The 22263-nt window shown below is 65.2% G+C and carries 19 protein-coding genes; 13 read left to right on the top strand and 6 right to left on the bottom strand.

Going from position 1 to position 22263, the window contains the following annotated elements; genetic code table 11:
* Nucleotides 1-198: 198 nt before the first annotated feature.
* From NCG91_RS14385 to hutC, 3 genes are all read right to left on the bottom strand, one after another.
* Nucleotides 199-657, bottom strand: coding sequence for a response regulator (locus NCG91_RS14385; RefSeq protein ID WP_251350167.1), 459 nt, complete (start codon nt 655-657; stop codon nt 199-201).
* Between the two features lie 70 nt (nt 658-727).
* Nucleotides 728-4051, bottom strand: a complete 3324-nt coding sequence (locus NCG91_RS14390; RefSeq protein WP_251350168.1) for a PAS domain-containing hybrid sensor histidine kinase/response regulator — start codon at nt 4049-4051, stop codon at nt 728-730.
* 330 nt (nt 4052-4381) lie between these two features.
* Entirely contained in the window at nt 4382-5101 is a 720-nt protein-coding gene (gene hutC / locus NCG91_RS14395; protein ID WP_070254615.1) for a histidine utilization transcriptional repressor HutC, read from the bottom strand.
* 180 nt (nt 5102-5281) lie between these two features.
* Here hutC and ada point away from each other — a divergent pair, with 180 nt between their 5' ends.
* The 3 genes from ada to NCG91_RS14410 all read left to right on the top strand — a co-directional run bounded on the left by ada (nt 5282) and on the right by NCG91_RS14410 (nt 8754).
* Nucleotides 5282-6337, top strand: coding sequence for a bifunctional DNA-binding transcriptional regulator/O6-methylguanine-DNA methyltransferase Ada (gene ada / locus NCG91_RS14400; RefSeq protein WP_251350169.1), 1056 nt, complete (start codon nt 5282-5284; stop codon nt 6335-6337).
* Nucleotides 6334-7023, top strand: coding sequence for a 2OG-Fe(II) oxygenase (locus tag NCG91_RS14405; protein ID WP_251350170.1), 690 nt, complete (start codon nt 6334-6336; stop codon nt 7021-7023). The genes ada and NCG91_RS14405 overlap by 4 nt, the downstream gene beginning before the upstream one ends.
* A gap of 75 nt (nt 7024-7098) precedes the next feature.
* Nucleotides 7099-8754, top strand: coding sequence for a mechanosensitive ion channel family protein (locus NCG91_RS14410; RefSeq protein ID WP_251350171.1), 1656 nt, complete (start codon nt 7099-7101; stop codon nt 8752-8754).
* A 7-nt stretch (nt 8755-8761) separates the two neighbouring features.
* Here the strand turns inward: NCG91_RS14410 and NCG91_RS14415 are convergent, their stop codons facing one another.
* Both NCG91_RS14415 and NCG91_RS14420 read right to left on the bottom strand, forming a co-directional pair.
* Nucleotides 8762-9241, bottom strand: a complete 480-nt coding sequence (locus NCG91_RS14415; RefSeq protein WP_251350172.1) for a hypothetical protein — start codon at nt 9239-9241, stop codon at nt 8762-8764.
* The gene (locus NCG91_RS14420) at nt 9216-10286 is read right to left on the bottom strand and encodes a hypothetical protein (protein WP_251350173.1); all 1071 of its coding nucleotides are present in this window, start codon (nt 10284-10286) and stop codon (nt 9216-9218) included. The genes NCG91_RS14415 and NCG91_RS14420 overlap by 26 nt, the downstream gene beginning before the upstream one ends.
* Before the next feature lie 119 nt (nt 10287-10405).
* Here NCG91_RS14420 and NCG91_RS14425 point away from each other — a divergent pair, with 119 nt between their 5' ends.
* From NCG91_RS14425 to NCG91_RS14465, 9 genes are all read left to right on the top strand, one after another.
* Nucleotides 10406-11020, top strand: a complete 615-nt coding sequence (locus NCG91_RS14425; protein WP_251350174.1) for a GNAT family N-acetyltransferase — start codon at nt 10406-10408, stop codon at nt 11018-11020.
* Between the two features lie 66 nt (nt 11021-11086).
* Nucleotides 11087-12760, top strand: coding sequence for an amidohydrolase (locus NCG91_RS14430; protein ID WP_251350175.1), 1674 nt, complete (start codon nt 11087-11089; stop codon nt 12758-12760).
* A gap of 118 nt (nt 12761-12878) precedes the next feature.
* On the top strand, nt 12879-14582 hold the full coding sequence (hutU, locus tag NCG91_RS14435; protein WP_251350176.1) for a urocanate hydratase: 1704 nt from the start codon (nt 12879-12881) through the stop codon (nt 14580-14582).
* A gap of 19 nt (nt 14583-14601) precedes the next feature.
* On the top strand, nt 14602-16161 hold the full coding sequence (gene hutH, locus NCG91_RS14440) for a histidine ammonia-lyase (RefSeq protein WP_251350177.1): 1560 nt from the start codon (nt 14602-14604) through the stop codon (nt 16159-16161).
* Nucleotides 16162-16181: 20 nt separating this feature from the next.
* Nucleotides 16182-16970 (top strand): N-formylglutamate deformylase, encoded by a 789-nt coding sequence (gene hutG / locus NCG91_RS14445; RefSeq protein ID WP_251350178.1) that lies wholly within the window; start codon nt 16182-16184, stop codon nt 16968-16970.
* Entirely contained in the window at nt 16955-18331 is a 1377-nt protein-coding gene (locus tag NCG91_RS14450) for a formimidoylglutamate deiminase (protein ID WP_251350179.1), read from the top strand. The genes hutG and NCG91_RS14450 overlap by 16 nt, the downstream gene beginning before the upstream one ends.
* Complete coding sequence (locus NCG91_RS14455) at nt 18331-18906, top strand: HutD/Ves family protein (RefSeq protein WP_251350180.1); 576 nt, start codon at nt 18331-18333, stop codon at nt 18904-18906. Before NCG91_RS14450 ends, NCG91_RS14455 begins: the two co-directional genes overlap by 1 nt.
* Before the next feature lie 12 nt (nt 18907-18918).
* The gene (hutI, locus tag NCG91_RS14460; RefSeq protein ID WP_251350181.1) at nt 18919-20145 is read left to right on the top strand and encodes an imidazolonepropionase; all 1227 of its coding nucleotides are present in this window, start codon (nt 18919-18921) and stop codon (nt 20143-20145) included.
* Between the two features lie 81 nt (nt 20146-20226).
* Nucleotides 20227-21672, top strand: coding sequence for a glycine betaine ABC transporter substrate-binding protein (locus NCG91_RS14465; protein ID WP_251350329.1), 1446 nt, complete (start codon nt 20227-20229; stop codon nt 21670-21672).
* A gap of 11 nt (nt 21673-21683) precedes the next feature.
* On the opposite strand, the gene NCG91_RS14470 is transcribed toward NCG91_RS14465, so the two are convergent.
* Complete coding sequence (locus NCG91_RS14470; RefSeq protein ID WP_034746290.1) at nt 21684-21863, bottom strand: hypothetical protein; 180 nt, start codon at nt 21861-21863, stop codon at nt 21684-21686.
* 14 nt (nt 21864-21877) lie between these two features.
* Between NCG91_RS14470 and NCG91_RS14475 the strand changes: the two genes are divergently transcribed.
* Nucleotides 21878-22219 (top strand): hypothetical protein, encoded by a 342-nt coding sequence (locus NCG91_RS14475; protein ID WP_251350182.1) that lies wholly within the window; start codon nt 21878-21880, stop codon nt 22217-22219.
* The last annotated feature ends 44 nt before the right edge of the window (nt 22220-22263 follow it).

The raw sequence follows: 22263 nt of genomic DNA on the forward strand, positions 1-22263 counted from the left end.
ACGACTTCAATGTCTTGGAAGGTGCGACCAGAGGTATGCAGGCGGGGATGGCTGAAATAATAACCCATTTTTTCAAAGCGTGGCGATTATTGCAGAAAAACTTGAGGCATATCGTCCCCATGCGTGCCGGCAGGGCGGCAAAGCCGCATGCCTGCTGGCCTGCAGCGCCGTGTCCGCCCTCCCGGCCGGCCTGCGCGCTCAGGCTTGCACGCTGGCCAGACGCGCCGAGTGCTGCAGTTGCAAGTTCACCATCAGCTGCAATTCCGCGCTTTCCATCGGCTTGCGGAAAGTGCCCAGGATATGCAGGCCGTTGGCCATGGCCAGGCGCTCGGCCGCCAGGCGCACGGCCGAATGCAGGCCCGACAGCAGGACTACGCCGCCGCGGAAGCCGTTTTCCGCCGCCATGCGCAAAAATTCGATGCCGTCGATGTCGGGCATCGACAGGTCGCAGATCAGCAGGTCGGGCTGGTGCTGCTTCAGGGTCGACAGCGCCTGTTCGCTGTGCGACTCGCAGCGGATATCGAACTGGCCCATTTGCTCGAGCATGTCGCTGAGCACGTCGAGCATGAAGACGTCGTCGTCCAGCAGCAGCACGCGCAATGGCGCCAGGCCTGCTTCGTTGTGTTCCCGGCTTGCTTGGTTTGATACAGTGTTCATCGTCATGTCTTTCTGTTGATATGCATCGTTGTTGATGCCGATACCTTGCCGCAATCCAATTTGGCGGTAGCTAATCGTCATTGGCAAAGCTGGTGTTATTCATGATTTGTTCGGTAATCTGTTCCAGCAGGGGCCACAGGCGCGTGACGATGCGCCGTGCCCGCTCCGCCTCGTCGGCCGGTTCGCCCGGCGCCAGGGTTTCCAGGTTGTGGCACAGTTCAGCCAGCCCCAGGGCGCCCACGGTGCGCGCCGACGATTTGATGCGGTGACCCAGTTCGCGCACCTGGTGCACGTCGCCGCGCGCCAGGGCCGCATCGATGTCGCCGAAGCCATCCTGCGTGGTCTGCAGGAACTTGAAGGCGAATTTGCGCACCTTTTCCGGGTTGTAGCCCAGCAACTTGGCCAGGATGGACAGGTCGATCACTTGCGGGTCGCCCGCCAGGGTGGTCTTGAAGGCGGGCGCGGCGCGGCTGCGCGCCGGCGGCGGCGGTGTTTCGTGCGCCGGCAGCCAGCTGGCGATGGTCTGGTACATCATGGCTGGCTGGATGGGCTTGGAAATGAAATCGTCCATGCCCGCCTCCAGGCAGCGCACGCGGTCTTCGCTGGTGGCCGTGGCCGTCATGGCCAGCACGCGCAGGTGCGCCAGCTGCGGGTCGGCGCGGATGTGGCGCGTCGCCTGCAAGCCATCCATCAGCGGCATCTGCACGTCCATCAGCACGCAGTCGAACTGGGTCTGGCGCAGCAGGTCGAGCGCTTCCTCGCCATTGTTGGCCAGGCAGACGGAGGCGCCCGCTTCCTCCAGCAATTCCAGCGCCACTTGCTGGTTGAACGTATTGTCTTCCACCAGCAGGATGCGCGCATGCTTGAGCGTGCGCATCACCAGGGCCGCGTCGGCGCTGGCGCGCATGGCGGCCGCCGTCTGCACCATGCTGTCGAGCATGGCGGGCGCGGCCTGGTCGGAAATGCCCAGGTTGGCCGTGAACCAGAAGGTGCTGCCGGCGCCGGGACGGCTGTCGACGCCCACGTCGCCGCCCATCAGCTGCGCCAGCTGCTTGCAGATGGCCAAGCCCAGGCCCGTGCCGCCATATTCGCGCGTGGTGGACGTGTCGGCTTGCTGGAAGGATTGGAAGAGCTTGCTCATTTCATCCTGCGACAGGCCGATGCCGTGGTCGCACACTTCAAAGCGCACGAGGCAGTGTTTCGCGTCCGCCACCACCCTGCGCACTTTCACGGTAATACTGCCCTGTTCGCTGAACTTGATGGCGTTATTGGCGTAGTTGATCAGCACTTGCCCCAGGCGCAGCGGGTCGCCCACGAGCACGGCCGGCAATTGCGGGTCGATTTCGAACAGCAGTTCCAGGTTCTTGCCGGCGGCGCGCGGCGCCACCACCGTCATCAGGGTTTGCACGACGTGGTCGAAACTGAAGTTGACATGCTCGATTTCCAGCTTGCCCGCCTCGATTTTCGAGATGTCGAGGATATCGTCGATGATGCCCAGCAAGTGTTCGCCGGCAAAGCGGATTTTTTCCAGGTAGTCGCGCTGGCGCGGTTCCAGGTCCGTTTTGAGGGCCAGGTAGGCCATGCCGATCACGCCATTCATCGGCGTGCGGATTTCATGGCTCATGTTGGCCAGGAATTGTCCCTTCGCCAGGCTCGCTTCTTCGGCCACTTGCTTGGCCTGGTCCAGCTGTTCCGTGCGCTGCGCCACGCGCTCTTCCAGATGTTCATTGAGCTCGCGCAAGGCGCTCTCGCTGCGCTTGTGATACGTGATGTCCGTCAGGCTGGCCACCACCATGCCCACCTTGCCGTATTCATCGCGGATCGCCTCGGTATTCACGGATAGCCACGACAGGCTGCCGTCGGGCTGCTGCACGCCCATCAGCACGTCGCGCATGGCTTCGCCCGTCGACAGGGTGATGTGCACGGGATGGCTGCGCTGGTCGAAGGCGGACCCGTCTTCGCGGATGGCTTGCCACAGGCTGTTGCCGGCCGGACTGGCCGCCAGCATGCGTTCGGCGGCGGCATTGCTTTCCAATATGTGGCCGTGGCTGTCCTGCACCACCAGGCCATTCGTCACGGCGCCGAACACGGACGCCATGCGCTGGCTCGAGTTCGACAGGGCGATCGACGCCTGGCGCCGCTCGGTGATGTCGGTGATCATCGCCAGCGTGCCGCCCGGCTCGCCGTTGTCCGACTGGATGCTGGTGCTCGACAGCAAGCCCCACAGGCTGGACTGATCCTTGCGGAAGAAGCGGAAATCGACCTGGTCCGGCTGGCTGGCGAAGCTGCCGTGGCTGGCCAGGCGGCGCTGCATCAGCAACTGGCTGTCGCGGTCCATGAAGTCGAGCAGGGGACGGCCCAGCATTTCCTGCACCGTGTAGCCCAGCATGTGCGCCATCTTCGGGTTGACGAACGTGGTCTTGCCGTTCGCATCCGTCATCCAGATGCCTTCGGCGGCCGTCTGCACGATCAGACGATAGCGTTCCGAACTGGCGTGCAGCGCTTCCTCGGCGCGTTGCCGCTGCGTCATGTCGCGCAGCGAGACGATGGAAAACACCTGGCCCGCCATGCGCAGCGGCGACAGGCTGACCTTGGCGGGGAAGTGCGTGCCGTCGCGGCGGCGCGCCATCATCACCCGGCCCGGCAGGCTGTGCCGCCCTTGCGGGTCGCCCGCGGAGTGGCTGGACGTGCTTTCCGGCACCAATTGCTCCAGCGACATACCTGTCAATTCGGCCAGCGGATAGCCGAAGCAGCGCGCGCCGATCTGGTTGGCGTAATGCACCTTGCCCTCGACGTCGGCCACCAGCATGGCTTCGGGCGCCGCTTCCAGCATCGAGCGCATGCGCGATTGCTCGTCCTGCTTGCGCTCGCTGATATCGCAGACGATGCCGCTGGCCTGCGTGGCGCCGCCGTTCGAGGCGCGCGACAGGACGGCGCCGCGCGCCAGCAGCCAGCGCCAGTGGCCGTCGCTGTGGCGCAAACGGAATTCGCAATTGAAGGTGCCGGGTGCCTGGCCATCCAGGTGCTGGCGGAAGGCAAGGCTCAGGCGCGCGCGGTCGTCCCGGTGGACTTCGGCCAGCCAGTCGGCCAGCGCATGCTCGAGTTTGGCATTCTTGTCGCCCAGGACATCCTGGTACTGGGGCGCGAACTGCAGCCGGTCGGACTGGGGCCGCCAGGTCCAGCCGGCCATGGTGGCGCCGCGCAAGGCTTGCACGGCATCCTGTTCGGCCTGGGCTTGCGCCGGTTGGGGCTGGCGGTGCAACTGCTGGCGCAGGCGCCAGGCTTGCCAGCAAGCCAGTCCCGCCAGGGCGGTGGCGCTGGCAGCCGCATACGGCCACAGCAATGCCGGCGCCATGACGGCTGCCGCCGCCTGCGCCGGCAGCGAAAGTGTCATGCCTGCCGCCAGCATCGTACGAGCGAGCCGGCGCAGCGCAGGGCGCCGTGGGCGTGGTGCGCCGAAACTCGTGTGGCTGCAATACGACAAATGCATCCCTTTCTGGGGCGTGATTGGACTAGGCTGGCAGTACATGAGGCGCGCTCAAATAAACGCCTGCGGCGCTTTCTGGCGGCAACTATAGCATCGAATATTTACTCGGAGTATTTAAGTTCAGAAACGGCCAAAACGGGATTTTTTTTGCCCCGAAATGGCCGTTTTTTTCGCGATTTGGTGAGAATTCGTGAGAAAGTTGGCGCGAAATCGTGCTACTCAATCGAGGCGATAGCCTCAGCTAAAGCTGCCGGCGAATTGATAGCGGTGTCCGGGATGCCACATGGTGGCGATCGAGGCGATCTTGCCGCCCGAGCGCGTCTGGCGGCGCAGCACCAGGCACGGCTGTTTGGTGTCGATGGCCAGCATTTCGGCGATGTCGCGCGGCGCCGACAGCGCTTCGATGCTGTAGGTGGCCCCTTGCAGGGGCGCGGCGGCCATCAGGTATTCGTTTGGCGTGATGCTGGAAAAATCCTGCGTCATGTAATCGGGCGCGCACTCGGGATTGACCCAGCGGTCTTCCACCTGGATCGGCACGCCGTTTTCAAAATGCACGATCAGCGAATGGAACAGCGGGTGTTCCGGCGGCAGGCCGAATTGCTTGGCCAGCAAGTCGGACGCCTTGGTGCGTTCCAGCAATTGCAAGCTGCTGCGGTGGATATGTCCGCGCGCCCGGACTTCATCGGCGATACTCTTGATTTCCAACAAGGTCGCCTGATATTTTTGCTGCGCCACATAGGTGCCGGAACCCTGGCGCCGCGTCAGCACCTGCTCGCTGGTCAGTTCGCGCACGGCGCGGTTGACCGTCATGCGCGAGACGCCGAATTGTTTGACCAAGGCTTGCTCGGAGGGAATCACGTCGCCTTCCTTCCAGCGTCCGGCGGCGATGCCGGCCAGCAGAAAATCCTTGATGCGCTGGAAAATGGGCGTATTTTCTTGTGTATTGTGGTCGTCCAATGCGATTTCTCCGGGGCACGGGCAGGGCGCGCCGCCGGCTGGAGGCGCGATGGCCGATTTTAGCACCGAGCAAGGCAGGCGCCGCCAGCCTTTTTTGAATTCAAAAGCAAGCGCCGGAGTGTGGTGCGCCCAGGCGCTGGCTATGCTGGAGACTTGCCAATCACAAGCACGGAGTCCGACATGCCTCACTCATACCTGACCGACGACGAGCGCTGGGACGCCCTGCAGCGCCGCGCCGCCGACGCCGACGGCGTCTTTTACTATTCGGTGCGCACGACGGGCGTGTATTGCCGGCCATCCTGCGCGGCGCGCCCCGCCTTGCGCCGCAACGTGGCTTTCCACGCCACATGCGAGCAGGCGGAGGCGGCCGGTTTTCGTCCCTGCCTGCGCTGCAAGCCCAACCTGCCGCCGCTGGCCCAGCGCCAGGCGGCCATCGTGGCCGACATCTGCCGTTTGATCGACGCCAGCGACGAGCTGCCCGACCTGGACAGCTTGGCACAGGCGGCCGGCCTGAGCCGCTTTCACTTTCACCGCGTCTTCAAGGCGCACACGGGCATCACGCCGAAAGCGTATGCGGCGGCGCGGCGCGGCGAGCGCCTGAAGGCCGGCTTGCAGGGGGCGGGCAACGTCACCGAGACCTTGTACGCGGCCGGTTTCAATTCCAGCGGCCGCCTGTATGCCGCCACGCCGGGCTTGCTGGGCATGACGCCGGGCGCGTTTCGCGCCGGCGGCAGCGGCGCCGTGATCCGCTTTGCCATCGGCGCCTGCTCGCTGGGCGCCATCCTCGTGGCCAGCACGGCCAAGGGCATTTGCGCGATTTTGATCGATGACGACCCGGAAGTGCTGCTGCGCGACTTGCAGGACCGCTTTCCGCAAGCCGAGCTGCGCGGCGCGGAAGCCGACTATGAACAGACGGTGGCGCAAGTCGTCGGCCTGGTCGAAGCGCCGGGCCTGGGACTGGACTTGCCGCTCGATGTGCGCGGCACCGTGTTCCAGCAGCGCGTGTGGCAAGCCTTGCGCGAGATTCCTGCCGGCAGCACGGTCAGCTATGCCGAGCTGGCGCGGCGCATCGGCTCCCCGCAAGGCGCGCGTGCCGTGGCGGGCGCCTGTGCCGCGAATGCGCTGGCCGTCGCCATTCCCTGCCACCGCGTGGTGCGCAACGATGGTGCGCTGTCCGGCTACCGCTGGGGCGTGGAGCGCAAACAGGTGCTGCTCGAGCGTGAGGGCGAACGGTGAGGGCGCTGGACTGGCGCCAGATCGAGGATGATCTGAATCAATACGGCTGCGCCGTCGTGCCGGGCTTGCTGAATCCCGCGCAATGCGCTGCGCTGGCGGCACAGTACGACGATGCGTCGCGCTTTCGCAGCAAGGTGGTGATGCAGCGCCATGGTTTTGGGCAAGGCGAGTACCAGTATTGGGCGCACCCGCTGCCGGACGCCGTGGCTGCCTTGCGCACGGAACTGTATCCGCCGCTGGCGGCCATCGCCAACCGCTGGCACGCCAGCATGGGACTGGAGGCGCGCTTTCCGCCCAGCCACGCCGATTTCCTCGCGCGCTGCCATGCGGCGGGGCAAACCCGGCCCACGCCCTTGCTGCTGCGCTACCGCGAGGGCGATTACAACTGCCTGCACCAGGACTTGTATGGCGAGCACGTGTTTCCGCTGCAACTGGCCGTGCTGCTGTCGCGCCCGCAAGACGACTTCACGGGCGGCGAGTTCGTGCTGACGGAGCAGCGCCCGCGCATGCAGTCGCGCGCCGAAGTGGTGCCGCTGGCGCAGGGTGACGCCGTGCTCTTTCCCGTCGCGCAGCGCCCCGTGAATGGCATGCGCGGCAGTTACCGCGTGAACATGCGCCACGGCGTGTCGCGCCTGCGTTCGGGCTTGCGCCACACCCTGGGCATCATTTTCCACGATGCGAGCTGAACGGTAGCTGCTGCGCTTGAGTTTCCAGGATTACATGGCATGATGGCTGCTTCTTGTCACTCTTTCATTTCTGCCATGTCCGCGCTGCTCCGCCTGTTGTGCCTGTTGACCATTTTCCTGCTGCCCGCAGCCCATGCGGACGATGGCGTGCCCGCGCTCGTTGCGGAGGCCGCGTCCGTCGTGGCGCCGTCGCAGGCCGCGGCGGCCAGGACGGCGCCGCTGATGTTTGCCAACCGCAAGGTGTTCGTCTTCCGCGCCGCGCTGGCCGGCTATCCGCCCGATGAGCGGGCCACGGGCGCGCAGCGCCGGCTGGAAGGCGTGCTGGCCAAGAATGGCCCCTTGCAGACGAGCACGCGCATGATTCCCGAAGGCACGCAAGTGCTGCTCGACGGCGTGCAGTTGTTCGTCGTCGTGCCTGGCGATGTCAACCAGCTGGCCGGCGACACGACGGAAAGCGTGGCGAAAACGGCGGCCGGCGAGTTGAGCAAGGCCGTGCTCGATTACCGCGAACAGGGCAGCTGGCGTTACCTGGCCATCGCCGCCGCCGTGTGCGCGGCCGCCACCCTCGTGTTCTGGCTCGTGTGGATGGGGCTGACGCGCCTGTATCACTGGGCCAAGCGCCGCAGCGGCATCCTGCTGGCCTCGCGCCTGCGCGACGTGCGCCTGAAGAATGTGCGTGTGCTCGACGCGGAACATTACATCGCCTTTGCGTATCAACTGCTGAGCGCCGTGCTGTGGGGCTTGCGCCTGATGGCCACGTACCTGTGGGCCGCCTTCGTGCTGGGCCGCTTGCCCTACACGCGCTCGTGGGGCGAAAGCCTGAGCGGCTATCTGTTCGACGTGGCCGCCGACGTCTTCCAGGCCATCATCGGCGCCTTGCCGGGGCTGGTGCTGGTGTGCGTGATCTTCGCCATCGCGCGCCTGATCGCCGCCACGGCCGCCTCGTTGTTCAAGCGCGTGGAAAGCGGCGAATTGCAAATCGGCTGGCTGGACAAGGACACGGCCCTGCCGACGCGCCGCATCGCCAGCGTGGTGATCTGGCTGTTCGCGCTGGCCATGGCCTACCCGTATCTGCCCGGCTCGCACACGGCCGCTTTCCAGGGCCTATCCGTGCTGGTGGGCCTGATGGTGTCGATCGGCGCGTCGAGCATCGTGGGGCAGGGCGCCAGCGGCCTGATCCTGATGTACACGCGCGCCCTGCGCAAGGGCGAATATGTGCGCGTGGGCGACAGCGAAGGCACGGTGGTCGACGTGGGCATGTTCGAGACGCGGCTGCGCACGGGCCTGGGCGAAGAGGTCGCCTTGCCGAACGCCTGGGTGATGTCGCAGACGACAAAGAACTATTCGCGCGCCCAGCCCGGCGGCGGCTTCGTGCTCGACTCCACCGTCACCATCGGCTACGCCACGCCATGGCGGCAAGTGCACGCCATGCTGGAACTGGCCGCGTCGCGCACGACGGAATTGTCCACCACGCCGAAACCGTATGTGATGCAACTGGCCCTGCAAGATTACTATGTGCAATACCGCCTCGTCGCCTACGCCAGCGCCGAAGTCCCCCGCCAGCGCGCCGAAGTGCTGAACCGCTTGCACCAGAACATCATCGACGTCTTCAACGAATTCGACGTGCAGATCACCTCGCCGCACTACATCGATGACCCGAAAGAGTCGCACGTGGTGCCGCCCGGTGAATGGTTCAGGGCGCCGGCGCAGCGGGGGGAGGAAGATAAATAACGTCGAATTATGGGCGTGATGGATGGGGTGGGCAGATTTCAGTGCGCCACTCCTGCATGTCGCTGTTAATAGGAATGACTTGCTGACCGCCAGCAGCCGTAGCTTTCACGCAGAATTTTCCTTGATAGCCATACGTTGGATCGGACGGATCTTTGGGGCTGCCATTCAGGAATACGCTATAGAAATGCCCGGGTATCAGTTTTTCTGCGCGTATGCCCGTCGCACCGGTAGGCACGTTTCCATAGCGGATGCATGTGCTGGCACGGATGGATAAGGGCATGTCTGGCGGCAGGGAGAACCCCCATACTTCCTTTACCGGTTGCACGGACATGTCTGAAACCATGAGTGCGCCAAGAAATGGCAGGCCATTGCGTGCCTCTTCTTTTTTTGTAATGGAGAAGCAGGGCATGCCCTGCGCCGACTGGATAACTGCTTCTGCCATGCGGGAATATGCCCATGTGTCAGGGAATATCGAATATAGGCTCATGGTCAATATCGTTACCAGGCAAGTTTTTCGGGCTCTTGCGGTCGTTAAAAAAATCATTGAGTACCTTTTTAAACAGTTCTCCGGAGTTTTTATAGCGTTGCTGGCGCATGGCACGAGTGGAAGTTAAAAATCTCAGCACAAAGTAGTCCGCCAATAAATCACCTTGCGCTTCCATGTCATGGCTGGATAATTTCTGATTGGGGAGCAAGGTATATTTGTAGTCCAGCCCCAAGCGAATGGCTCCCCGCAGTTTTACTTGATATCCGAGTTGGTACTGCCAAACATGAACCATTTCGTGCATAAACCAGTGTTTCAGACTATCTTTTTCTTTGGAAAAGTCCTCCTTGTAGTCCAATACATGAAAATACATCTCCCCATCCGGCGTCATGGCCACGTTCTTGGGCTGCAAGCCAAACCATAGATACGGCTCCCCATGCACCTTGACCTTGCCGTAGTCGATCGCATCCTGGAACAGCATCCACGCCATGTCGATCTCGCCCCTGGTCAGCGGGCGAACCTTGTCCTTCACTTTGACCTGTTTCACGGATGAGCCGACATCCTTGTCGGTCGTCTTGATGCCATCGAGCTGGACGACCTTGACGGCAGGCACAGCGTGTTTTGGCGCGGCGGCGCAGCATGGCGATTTATCCGCGTGCGGCAGGAATTCGGCCTGGGTGATTTGCGCCTCCCGCTTGCTGGCGATACGCCCTGTGCGCCCCTTCGCATCCGTCGTCCCCGTCCACGTTTCGCCATTGCTCAAGGTGAGCCGGTAGTCGGCGTGCGCCAGCGGTGCGTTGGCTTGCGAGACGAATTCCAGCTGCTCGTCATAACCGCAGCACCAGCATTCGTCGGGCTGGCCGGTCAGGCGGTGCAGTTCGCAGCCGCTTGTCGCGTTGCGCAGGGTGGCGCCCAGCACGGGCTGGCCACCGGCGCTGAAGGTGACGATCATGCTGTCGAAACGCGCGCCCAGGCTGCTCTTCTGGTGCGCCACGAGCTTGAAGAACACGTCGCACGCGGTGGTGCTGATGACATGGTGCCTGGCCATGGGGTATTCCACCTGAAAACCTCAGCGTAGACCTGTGGCGTCTGCAAGTATTGACTGGGCGCAAAGCCTGCGCGCTTGCGTTAAGATGCCGGGCGTTTCAATGAGAAGAAAGAGTCCCCATGTCCAGCCCATCCAACATCGAATCCTCCGGCACCGCCCGCAGCCTGGCCGTCGCCCTGATCGGCGATCCGTTCTACCGCACCGTCACGGTGGCGTGCGGCGACGACGAGGCGGCGCGGCTGGCCATGCTGGACGCCTACTTCGCGCTGGCGCTGGCCGAGGGGTGGCAGGCGGGGCGCGTCGACCTGGCGGATGACGCGGGCCATGGCGCCGCCATCTGGACGACGGATACGCCGGCGGCCCTGCGCCAGGCCGCGTATGCGCAGCGCGAAGCCGCCTTGCGCGCGCTGCTGGGGGCGCGTGGCTTCGCGCATTTCACGGCGATCGTCGCGAACATGGAGCATGCGCTGGCGCCGCATGGTTTGCGGGATGCCTGGTATTTGTCGATCGCCGGCATCGCTCCCGCCGCGCAAGGGCAGGGGCTGGGCGCGTCCGTGCTGGCGCCTGGCCTGGCGGCCGTCGATGCGGCTGGCGCTGCGTGCTTCCTGGAGACTTACAACGAGCGCAGCCTGCCGTTCTATGCCCGTCTGGGCTTCGTGGCGGCGGGCCGCTACGCGGAAGCCGTCACGGGCTGCGATTACTGGCTGATGGTACGAGCGCCCCGCGCTGCCTGATTGACCATTTTGCCAATTTCTATACACTCGTCTTTTTGCTAACGACTAAAAGACCTGGAGATGGAAATGCCGACCTTGCCACTGCGCCGCACCCTGCTCACGCTCGCCTGCCTGGGGGCCATCGGCCACGCGCATGCCGATACCGTCATCGACAATGCCAACGGCTACACGCTCAATGCTGCCGGCAAGGTGCTGCGTTTCACGGCGCTGGCCTTTGACGACGGGGGCAAGCTGCTCGCCGTCGGCAGCGCCGCGCAGGTGAAACGCAAGGCGGCCAAGGGCGCCATCCATGTCGACGTGCAGGGAAAAACCGTGCTGCCAGGCCTGATCGACGCGCACGGCCACGTCTTCGGCCTGGGGACGATCGCCAGCGGCGTGATGCTGTACGGTTCTGCCTCGCTGCCGGCCGCCGTGCAGGCCGTGGGCGACTTCGCCAAAGCGCATCCCGAGCGCAGCTGGGTCGTCGGCAATGGCTGGAACCAGGAAATCTGGAAGCTGGGACGCTTTCCCACGGCAGCGGAACTCGATGCGGCGGAAAGTGCGCGGCCCGTGTGGCTGCGCCGCGTCGATGGCCACGCGGGCTGGGCCAACAGCCGCGCGCTGGCGCTGGCCGGCATCACGCGCGCCACACAAGACCCGGCGGGCGGCAAGATCGAACGCGATGCAGATGGCAATGCCACCGGCGTGCTGGTCGACAGCGCCATGGACTTGATGGACGCCGTGCTGCCCAAGCCGGGCGACGTGGAAAACCGCGCCGCCCTCGATGGCGCACTGGCGCAGCTGTCGCAAGTGGGCCTGACCAGCGTGCACGATGCGGGCATCGGCCAGATGCAGGACCGGCTGTTCCGCGACTATGCGGACCATGGCAAGCTGACGGTGCGCGTGTACGGCATGATTTTTGACACGACGGAAGACTTCGACGCGCTGTCGAAAAACGGCCCCTTGAATAGCTATGCGCGCGACATGTACGCCTTGCGCGCCGTCAAACTGGTGTCCGACGGCGCCCTGGGCAGCCGCGGTGCGGCCCTGCTGGCACCGTACAGCGACGATCCCTCTACCCGTGGCCTGCTGTTCTACCCGGACGACGCCATGCGCGCGAAGATGGAAAAGGCCATGCGCGCCGGCTACCAGGTGAATGTGCACGCCATCGGCGACGCGGGCAATCACCAGATCCTCGACGGCTATGCAGCCTTGATCGCGCAATACCGCGGCGCGGGCCTGCGCCACCGCATGGAACATGCGCAGGTGGTGCAATTGAGCGATATCCCCCGCTTCAAGACCCTGGGCATCGTGCCGTCGATGCAGCCGACGCACGCCACCTCGGATCAGAACATGGCGGAGCAGCGCGTGGGTCATGAGCGCATCAAGGGCGCGTATGCGTGGCGCACCTTCCTTGCGCAAGGCTCGCGCATCGCCTGCGGTTCCGATTTCCCCATCGAGTCGCCGAACCCGTTCGAGGGCATCCACGCGGCCGTCACGCGGCAAAACAGCGAGGGCTTCCCGGCCGGTGGCTGGTACCCGCAGCAAGCCATGACGGTGACGCAGGCGCTGCGCTGCTTCACCCTCGACGCGGCTTGGGCGGCGCACCAGGAAAAGGCCATCGGCACCCTGGAAGCGGGCAAATGGGCGGACTTCATCGTCGTCGACCAGGACCTGTTCAGCGTGGAACCAAAGGCCATCGGCAAGACGCAGGTGCTGCAGACGTGGGTGGCGGGCAAGCGCGTGTTCGAGAAAAAATAAGGATTTGACGCCTGCAAAAACCTGTTGACTTGGTTGTATAGACAACCTATGCTGGGAGTACCAGAGCGGGCCAGGTATCGGGCTAGATACGCCCGCTCGCACCCTACGAGGAGACAGCATGAACAGCACAATGGACACCGATCCACGCTTTGATGCCAGCCGTACCATCCGCGCCCCGCGCGGCACGGTCATGGCTTGCAAGAGTTGGCAGGCCGAGGCGGCCTACCGCATGTTGCAAAACAATCTGGACCCGGAAGTGGCGGAAAATCCGCAGCACCTGGTCGTCTACGGCGGCATCGGCCGCGCGGCCCGCAACTGGGCCTGTTTCGACCAGATCCTCGCCTCGCTGCGCGAACTGGAAGACGACCAGACCCTCCTGATCCAGTCCGGCAAGCCGGTGGGCGTGTTCCAGACCCACGCGGATGCGCCGCGCGTACTGATCGCCAACTCCAACCTGGTGCCGAAATGGGCCAACTGGGAACATTTCAACGAACTCGATCGCCAGGGCCTGTTCATGTACGGCCAGATGACGGCCGGCAGCTGGATTTACATCGGCACGCAGGGCATCGTGCAGGGTACGTATGAAACCTTCGCCGAAGCGGGCCGCCAGCATTTCGGCGGCGACTGGGGCGGGCGCTGGATTCTGACGGCGGGTCTGGGCGGCATGGGCGGCGCGCAGCCGCTGGCCGCCACCATGGCGGGCGCCGTCTCGCTCAATATCGAGTGCCAGCAAAGCAGCATCGACTTCCGCCTGCGCACGCGCTACCTGGACAAGCAGGCGGCCAGCCTGGACGAAGCCCTGGAACTGGTCAAATACCACACGCAGCGCAAGGAAGCCATTTCCATTGGCTTGCTGGGCAACGCGGCCGAAGTGCTGCCGGAGCTGGTGCGCCGCGCCAAGGCGGGCGGCCTGGTGCCGGACCTGGTGACGGACCAGACGTCCGCGCATGACCTGGTCAACGGCTATCTGCCGCGCGGCTGGAGCGTGTCGGACTGGAAGGCGGCGCAGCAAGACCCGCAGCGCCATGCGCGCCTGACGGTGGCCGCCGCCGATTCCTGCGCCGCCCACGTGCAAGCCATGCTCGATTTCCACGCCATGGGCGTGCACACCGTCGATTACGGCAACAACATCCGCCAGGTGGCGTTCGACCAGGGCGTGCAAAATGCCTTCGACTTCCCCGGCTTCGTGCCCGCCTACATCCGCCCGCAGTTCTGCGAGGGGCGCGGCCCGTTCCGCTGGGTGGCCTTGTCGGGCGACCCGGAAGACATCTATAAAACGGATGCAAAGATCAAGGAGCTGTTCCCGCACCACGCACAGGTGCACCACTGGCTGGACATGGCGCGCGAGCGCATCGCCTTCCAGGGACTGCCGGCACGGATATGCTGGCTGGGACTGGGCGAGCGCCACATCGCCGGCCTGGCCTTCAACGAGATGGTGCGCACGGGCGAACTGAAGGCGCCCATCGTCATCGGCCGCGACCACCTCGATACGGGATCCGTCGCCAGCCCGAACCGCGAGACGGAAAGCATGAAGGATGGCACGGATGCCGTCTCCGACTGGCCGCTGCTGAACGCCATGCTCAATACGGCCGGCGGCGCCACCTGGGTCTCGCTGCACCATGGCGGCGGTGTGGGAATGGGGTATTCTCAGCATGCGGGCATGGTTATCGTGGCCGATGGCAGCGAAGCGGCGGCGAAACGCCTGGCGCGCGTGCTGGTCAACGACAGCGGCTCGGGCGTGATGCGCCATGCCGATGCCGGCTACGAAACAGCGGCCGCCTGCGCCAAGCGCAACGGCCTGATTCTTCCCATGATTCCTTGAGACCTCGATTCGAATGACTATGACACAGCATGCCAAAAGTTGGACCCTGAAACCGGGCGCGATGACCCTGGCCGACCTGCGCGCCGTCTGGGCCGCGCCGGCAAAATTGACTCTCGCTGCCGAGGCCTATCCCGTCATCGAGGCGTCGGCCGCCGCCGTGCAAGCCATCGTCGCCAAGGGCGACGCGGCGTACGGCATCAACACGGGCTTCGGCCTGCTCGCCAAGACGCGCATCCCCGATGAAAAGCTGGAGCAGTTGCAGCGCAACCTGATCCTGTCGCATTCCGTCGGCACGGGGGAACTGCTGTCGGACGCCGTCGTGCGCCTGATCATGCTGATGAAGATCGGCAGCCTGGCGCGCGGCTTTTCCGGCGTGCGCCCGCTGATCGTCGATACCCTGATCGCCCTGTACAACGCGGACATCATGCCGGCCATTCCCGCCAAGGGGTCCGTCGGCGCCTCGGGCGACCTGGCGCCGCTGTCGCACATGACCCTGGCCATGCTGGGCGTGGGCGACGTGCGCGTCAACGGCGAATTGATGGCGGCCCCCGAGGCGCTGGCGCAGGCGGGCATCGCGCCCGTGGTGCTGGCGGCGAAAGAGGGCCTGGCGCTGATCAACGGCACGCAAGTGTCGAACGCGCTGGCGCTGCATGGCCTGTTCATGGCCGAGCGCCTGCTGGAAGCGGCCATGGTCACGGGTGCGCTGTCGCTCGACGCGGCCAAGGGCAGCGATTCGCCGTTCGACGCGCGCGTGCACGCCGTGCGCGGACAGCCGGGCCAGATCCTGGCCGCGCAGATGTACCGCCAGTTGGTGGCGCACAGCGCGATTCGCGCTTCGCACCTGGAAGGCGACGAGCGCGTGCAGGATCCGTACAGCCTGCGCTGCCAGCCGCAAGTCATGGGCGCCTGCCTCGATTTGATCGGCAACGTGGGCCGCACCCTGCTGATCGAAGCCAATGCCGTCACCGACAACCCGCTGATCTTCCAGGATGGCCCCAACGGGCAGGCGGAAATCGTCTCGGGCGGCAATTTCCATGCGGAGCCGGTGGCCTTTGCGGCCGACACCTTGGCGCTGGCGATTTCTGAAATCGGCGCGCTGGCCGAGCGCCGCATCGCGCTGCTGATCGACGCCACCTTGTCCGGCCTGCCGCCCTTCCTCGTGCGCGACCCGGGCGTCAATTCCGGCTTCATGATCGCCCACGTGACAGCCGCCGCGCTGGCGTCGGAAAACAAGTCGCTTGCGCATCCGGCCAGCGTCGACAGCCTGCCGACGTCCGCCAACCAGGAAGACCACGTGAGCATGGCCACGTTCGCCGGGCGCCGCCTGGACGACATGGCGCACAACACGGCCGTCATCGTCGGCATCGAGCTGCTGGCCGCCGCGCAGGGCATCGATTTCCACCGTCCGCTGAAAACCTCGCCGCACCTCGAACATGTGCATCACCAGTTGCGCCAGAAAGTGCCGTTCTTCGACGCTGACCGCTTCTTCGCGCCTGACATCGAAGCGGCCAAGCAGATGGTGCTGCAGGGTGAGTTGAGCAGCACGTGCAAGAATTTGTTCGCCCCGCTGTACGCTTGAGCTGGAGCAAGGAGACAAGCATGGATTTCCGCTTTAATGAAGGCAGCATCCCGCTGCTGGTGTCGATGCCCCACGTGGGCACCGACATACCGGACGATATCGCCGCGCGCATGACGCCGCAGGCCCTGATCAAGGCCGACACGGATTGGCATCTGCGCGAGCTGTATGGTTTTTTGCAGGAGATGGATGCGTCCGTGCTGTCGGCGCGCTGGTCGCGCTACACCATCGACTTGAACCGCCCGCAGGAAGACACGAATTTGTATCCGGGGCAGGATACGACGGGCTTGCTGCCCAACGATACCTTTCACCGCGAGCCGCTGTACCTGGCCGGCCGCGAACCGGATGCGCAGGACGTGCGGCAGCGGCTGCAGCGCTACTGGGCGCCGTATCATGCGCAGCTGCGCGCGGAACTGGACCGGCTGCTGCGCGTGCATGGCGCCGTGGTGCTGTGGGATGCGCACTCCATCGCCTCGCGCGTGCCGCGCTTCTTTGACGGCAAGCTGCCCGACCTGAACTTCGGCACGGCCGATGGCGCCAGCTGCGATGCGGGCCTGACGTCCGCCGTGGTCGATATCGCGCGCGCGCAGGAGGCATTTACCGTGGCCTTGAATGGCCGCTTCAAGGGCGGCCATATCACGCGCCAATACGGTCAGCCGGCGCAGCGCGTGCATGCGATCCAGCTGGAGATGTGCCAGTGCCTGTACATGGATGAAACGGAACCGTTTGGTTACAGGCCCGACCTGGCGGCGCAAGTGCAGCCGCTGCTGCGCCAGATGATGGAAGCGGCCGTGGCATGGGTGGCGCGTTGAGTGCGTCCCTGTTTGCGCGCCATGCGCTGCTGCCGCAAGGCTGGCGCCGCGACGTGCTGCTGGAATGGGACAAGAATGGGGATTTGACGGCGGTGGCGGAAAACGCCGCGCCGTCTGCCGGCGCCGAAGTGGCCGAATATGTCTTGCCCGGCATGGTCAACCTGCATTCGCACGCGTTTCAGCGGGCGCTGGGCGGCATGACGGAGATTGCGGGTGACGGGCCGGACAGCTTCTGGACCTGGCGCGACCTGATGTACCGCTTCGCGCGCCACATCACGCCGGAACAGATGGAAAGCATCGCCGCGCAGCTGTTTGCGGAATGCCTGCGCCATGGCTACACGGCCGTGTGCGAATTCCACTACCTGCAGCGCGATATGGCCGGTGCGCTGTATGCGCGTCCCGCGGAAACGGCGGAAAGGGTGCTGGCGGCGGCGCGCCTCAGCGGCATCGGCCTGACCATGCTGCCCGTGCTGTACAGCCATGCGGGTTTCGGCGAACAGCCGTTGAAAGCGGAGCAGGCGCGCTTTCGCACCGGTGCGGACGATGTCTTGCGCATCGTCGAGGCGCTGGCGCCGCAGCGCGGCGGGCAGGTGGAGGTGGGCTTTGCGCCCCATTCGCTGCGCGCGGCCGGCGTGGCGCAGATCAAACAGGTGGCGCAGGTGCTGCCCGCGGGCCGCCCCATCCACATCCACATCGCCGAACAGCAGGGCGAAGTGCGCCAGAGTCTCGATTACAGCGGCCGGCGTCCGGTGCAGTACTTGTACGAGCAGGTCGACGTCGATGCGCGCTGGTGCCTCGTGCATGCCACGCATGTGCAACCCGATGAAGTGGCGCTGATGGCTACGAGCGGCGCCGTGGCGGGCCTGTGCCCGACGACGGAGGCAAACCTGGGCGACGGCCTGTTCCCGCTGGCCGAATTCATCGCCGCCGGCGGGCGCTTCGGCGTTGGCAGCGACAGTCATGTATCGCAGTCGCCCGTCGAGGAATTGCGCTGGCTCGAATATGGCCAGCGCTTGCAGCGGCAGCAGCGCAATGTCGCCGCCACGCCGCAGGAGCGCCATGTGGGCGACTACCTGTGGCAGGCGGCCCTGCAGGGCGGCGCGCAGGCGGCCGGGCGCAAGCTCGGTGCGCTGGCGCCCGGCTGCCGCGCCGACTTGCTGGTGCTCGACGAAGCGCATGTGAACCTGTGCGGCGTGGCCATCGAAAATGTGCTGGGCAGCGTACTTTTCTGCGGCAATGACAACCTGGTGCGCGACGTGCTGTGCGGCGGCCAATGGCAGGTGCGCGACGGGCGCCACGTGGCGCAGGACGCCATCGCCGCCGCCTACAAGCGCACGCTGGCGCAACTGAGGGCGCTCTGATGGCGACCTTCATCCCGCAGGAATGCCTGCGCGCCGCGCCGTGGAAAAACGGCGGCGGCAGCACGATGGAAATCGCCATTGCTCCGCCCGGCGCCAGCCTGATGGAATTCGACTGGCGTATCAGCCTGGCGACGATCACGGCCAGCGGGCCGTTTTCCAGCTTTCCCGGCATCGACCGCAGCCTGATGCTGGTCGATGGCGACAGCGTGCAGCTGACGCTCGATGGTGTGCGCAAGGTGACCTTGAGCGCGGCGCAACCGATGCTGTGGTTTCCCGGCGAAGCGGCCGTGGAGGCGCAAGTCAGGGGAACGACGACGGATTTCAACGTGATGACGCGGCGCGACCGCTGCCGCCACCAGCTGGAAAAAATCACGGCCCCGTGCCGGCTGGTGCGGCGCAGCGCGGCGACCTTGCTGTTTGTCGCCGGCGAAGGCCACGTGCTGGCGCGCGGTGGCGAGCAGCAGTTCGCGCTGGCCCGCCATGACGCGCTGCTGCTGGACGCCGACGATGCGCAGGAATGGCGGCTCGACGCCTTGCAGCGTTCGCCCGTCTTGTGCGTCGACCTGTTTACCTAGGGAGAGATAGCGATGCAAGACTGGGACCTGGTCATCCACAACGTCCACCTGGCCACCATGGAGTACGGTTATGGCGAGCTGCTCGATGCGGCCATCGCCGTCAAGGATGGCCGCATCGCCTGGTTCGGCCCCGGCGACGAGCTGCCGGCCAGCGGCGCGGTGCTGCAGGATGGCCAGGGTTGCTGGCTTACGCCCGGCCTGATCGACTGCCACACGCACATCGTCCACGCGGGCAACCGCAGCGACGAATTCGAGGCGCGCCTGAATGGCGCCAGCTATGAAGACATCAGCCGTGCCGGCGGCGGCATCATGTCCACCGTGCGCGCCACGCGCGCGGCCAGCGACGACGAATTGCTGCGGCAAAGCCTGCCCCGCGTGCTGGCGCTGCTGGCCGAGGGCGTGACCACCTTGGAGATCAAGTCCGGCTACGGTCTCGACGCGGCCAGCGAAGCGAAGATGCTGCGCGTGGCGCGCCGGATAGGGCAAACACTGCCCGTATCCGTGCGCACCACCTTCCTTGGCGCGCACGCGCTGCCGCCCGAGTATGCAGGCCAGGCCGATGCGTATATCGGGCTGCTGTGCGGGCAGATGCTGCCCCAGCTGGCCGGCGACGGCCTGGTGGACGCCGTCGACGCCTTTTGCGAGCGCATCGGCTTTACGCCGGCGCAAACGGAATTCGTGTTCGAGGCGGCGAAAGCGCTGGGGCTACCTGTGAAACTCCATGCCGAGCAGCTGTCGGACCTGGGCGGCGCGGCGCTGGTGGCGCGCTATGGCGGCCTGTCGGCCGACCACCTGGAATTTTTGTCGGCAGAGGGCGTCGCCGCCATGGCGGAACACGGTACGGTGGCCGTTCTGCTGCCGGGCGCGTATTACTTTTTGCGCGAGACGCAGCCGCCGCCCGTGGCGGCCTTGCGCGCGGCCGGCGTGCCCATGGCCGTGTCCACCGATTGCAACCCGGGCACGTCGCCGCTGACGTCCCTGCTGCTGGCGATGAACATGGCCTGCACCCTGTGGCGCTTGACGCCGCAGGAAGCGCTGGCCGGTTGCACGATCCATGCGGCGCGCGCGCTGGGCCTGCAGCAGGAAACGGGCAGCCTGGCGGTGGGCAAGCGCGCCGATTTCGCCCTGTGGCGCATCGCGCGCCCGGCCGACCTGGCGTATGCGCTGGGCCTGAACCCGTGCGCGGGCGTGGTACACGGCGGTGTCTGGCGCGCGCCGGTGGTAAGCTTGACGGATTGATCATCCGTCCTGGAGCGCCGCGTGCGTGCTGCTTGTTTGCTGTTTTATCTGCTGTTCTCGCTTGTCTTCGCCGCCGCGCCCATGTCCTCCCTTGCCATGGACGGCGGCACCCTGAAGGTGGGTTCGAAGCGCTTCACGGAATCGTATATTCTCGGCGAAATCGTCAAACAGAGCGCCGCGCCGCACGTCAGGGCGGAACACCGCCAAGGCCTGGGCAACACGGCCATCGTGCTGGCTGCGCTGCAGGCGGGCAGCATCGACGTGTATGCCGAATACATGGGCACCATCGCCGGCGAAATCCTCAAGCACGACAAGGCCATTGATCTGGCGCAGATGCGGCGCGAGCTGGCGGCGCTGGGCCTGGGCGTGGCCGTGCCGCTGGGCTTTAACAATACCTATGCGCTGGCCATGCGCGGCGATGAAACGGGCATCGCCAGCCTGGCGCAGCTGGCGCAGCATCCCGCCTTGAAGTTCGGCCTGTCGCATGAATTCATCGGCCGGGTCGATGGCTGGCCGGGCCTGGCCGCGCGCTATGGCTTGCCGCAGCGCCCGCGCGGGCTCGATCACGGCATCGCCTACGAGGCGCTGGCGCAGCGCCAGGTGGATGTGATCGACATCTATTCGACGGACGCGAAGATACGCCAGTACGGCTTGCGCGTGCTGGCCGATACGCAGCAGTATTTTCCCCGCTACGACGCCATGCTCTTGTACCGGCTCGACGTGCCGCAGCGTTTTCCCGCCGCCTGGCTCGCGCTGCAAGGCTTGCAGGGGCGCATCAGCGAGAGCGACATGATCGCCATGAATGCGGCCGTGGAAATCGATGGCAAGACTTTTTCCGGCGTGGCGCACCAGTGGCTGGCCTCCGGCACGTCGGCGAAAAAACCGGCCGCCGCGCGCAGCAAGCTGCTCGATAAACTCATCGGCGACGATTTGTGGACCCTGACGCGCCAGCACCTGACCCTGGTGCTGCTGTCGGTGGCGCTGGCGTGCCTGATCGGCATTCCGCTGGGCGTGCTGGCGGCGTTGTCGGCGCCGCTGCGGCAAACGGTGCTGGCCTTCGTCGGCGTGCTGCAGACGGTGCCGTCGCTGGCCCTGCTGGCGATATTGATCCCGCTGCTGGGCATGATCGGCACCGTGCCGGCGCTGGTCGCGCTATTCGTGTACGCTTTGCTGCCCATCGTGCGCAACACGTGCACGGGCATCTTGCAGGTGCCGCAAGGCTTGCGCATGGCGGCGCTGGCGCTGGGCTTGAGCAAGCGCGACCGCTTGCTGCACGTGGACTTGCCGCTGGCCTTGCCGGTGATGCTGGCGGGCATCAAAACGGCGGCTGTGATGAGCGTGGGCACGGCCACCATCGCCGCCTTTATCGGCGCGGGCGGTTACGGCGAACGCATCACCATCGGCCTGGCGCTGAATGACAACGACATGCTGCTGGCCGGCGCGATCCCCGCAGCCGTGCTGGCCCTGCTGACGCAAGGCTTGTTCGAGCTGGTGGAGCGCTGGGCCGTGGCCGGCCGGCAGCACTGACGGCATCACGATTACAGCGAGTGCAGTTTCGAGCGCACCGAGACGACGGCCTGGTGCAGGATGCGTTCAGCCTGGAAGTCGTTCTCGCGCTGTTCGGCGATGGCTTGCAAGTCGCGCGTATAGCGTTCCAGGCGGGAGCGCAGGTAGGCGCGGTAGATTTTCATGACGAGCGGTTTGGCAGAGACATTCATGATGTGGCTCCCAGGTGCGTAACGATGCGTTCATTTTGTGTGAGCGGAATGCCGCCACTTTGCGCCATATCAAATGCCATGACCCCGTCAAATTGGCGCGTTTGAGATTGCGCAATGCCCCCCTGACCGAAGATGCCACACTGAATCTTCCCTGCTCGCCCGGTCATCATCAGGCGCCGCGGGTCCTGATTCCCTCAAGCATACTCAAGGAGCGTCGCATGGTCATTTTCGCCGTGGTTGCTGGCTGCATCGCCTGCCTGACAGTGTACCAAATCTATACAAATACGCAGGACGGCAGTGGGGTTGCGCAACAACATATCGGTTTGCACGGCACATTGATTGAACCACGGAAATAATCAGTGTCATCCGAGCGACACTTGGTGACACTTGGTTAGCGGAT

It is taken from the genome of Janthinobacterium kumbetense (assembly GCF_023703445.1).
Taxonomy (GTDB): Bacteria; Pseudomonadota; Gammaproteobacteria; order Burkholderiales; family Burkholderiaceae_D; genus Janthinobacterium; species Janthinobacterium kumbetense.

Bases quoted from the DNA above. Each gene is read 5' to 3' on its own strand.
- NCG91_RS14385 (WP_251350167.1), bottom strand. From the start codon at position 657: ATGAACACTGTATCAAACCAAGCAAGCCGGGAACACAACGAAGCAGGC.
- NCG91_RS14390 (WP_251350168.1), bottom strand. From the start codon at position 4,051: ATGACACTTTCGCTGCCGGCGCAGGCGGCGGCAGCCGTCATGGCGCCG.
- ada (WP_251350169.1), top strand. From the start codon at position 5,282: ATGCCTCACTCATACCTGACCGACGACGAGCGCTGGGACGCCCTGCAG.
- NCG91_RS14410 (WP_251350171.1), top strand. From the start codon at position 7,099: ATGTCCGCGCTGCTCCGCCTGTTGTGCCTGTTGACCATTTTCCTGCTG.
- NCG91_RS14415 (WP_251350172.1), bottom strand. From the start codon at position 9,241: ATGAGCCTATATTCGATATTCCCTGACACATGGGCATATTCCCGCATG.
- NCG91_RS14420 (WP_251350173.1), bottom strand. From the start codon at position 10,286: ATGGCCAGGCACCATGTCATCAGCACCACCGCGTGCGACGTGTTCTTC.
- NCG91_RS14425 (WP_251350174.1), top strand. From the start codon at position 10,406: ATGTCCAGCCCATCCAACATCGAATCCTCCGGCACCGCCCGCAGCCTG.
- NCG91_RS14430 (WP_251350175.1), top strand. From the start codon at position 11,087: ATGCCGACCTTGCCACTGCGCCGCACCCTGCTCACGCTCGCCTGCCTG.
- hutU (WP_251350176.1), top strand. From the start codon at position 12,879: ATGAACAGCACAATGGACACCGATCCACGCTTTGATGCCAGCCGTACC.
- hutH (WP_251350177.1), top strand. From the start codon at position 14,602: ATGACACAGCATGCCAAAAGTTGGACCCTGAAACCGGGCGCGATGACC.
- hutG (WP_251350178.1), top strand. From the start codon at position 16,182: ATGGATTTCCGCTTTAATGAAGGCAGCATCCCGCTGCTGGTGTCGATG.
- NCG91_RS14450 (WP_251350179.1), top strand. From the start codon at position 16,955: ATGGGTGGCGCGTTGAGTGCGTCCCTGTTTGCGCGCCATGCGCTGCTG.
- NCG91_RS14455 (WP_251350180.1), top strand. From the start codon at position 18,331: ATGGCGACCTTCATCCCGCAGGAATGCCTGCGCGCCGCGCCGTGGAAA.
- hutI (WP_251350181.1), top strand. From the start codon at position 18,919: ATGCAAGACTGGGACCTGGTCATCCACAACGTCCACCTGGCCACCATG.
- NCG91_RS14465 (WP_251350329.1), top strand. From the start codon at position 20,227: ATGTCCTCCCTTGCCATGGACGGCGGCACCCTGAAGGTGGGTTCGAAG.
- NCG91_RS14470 (WP_034746290.1), bottom strand. From the start codon at position 21,863: ATGAATGTCTCTGCCAAACCGCTCGTCATGAAAATCTACCGCGCCTAC.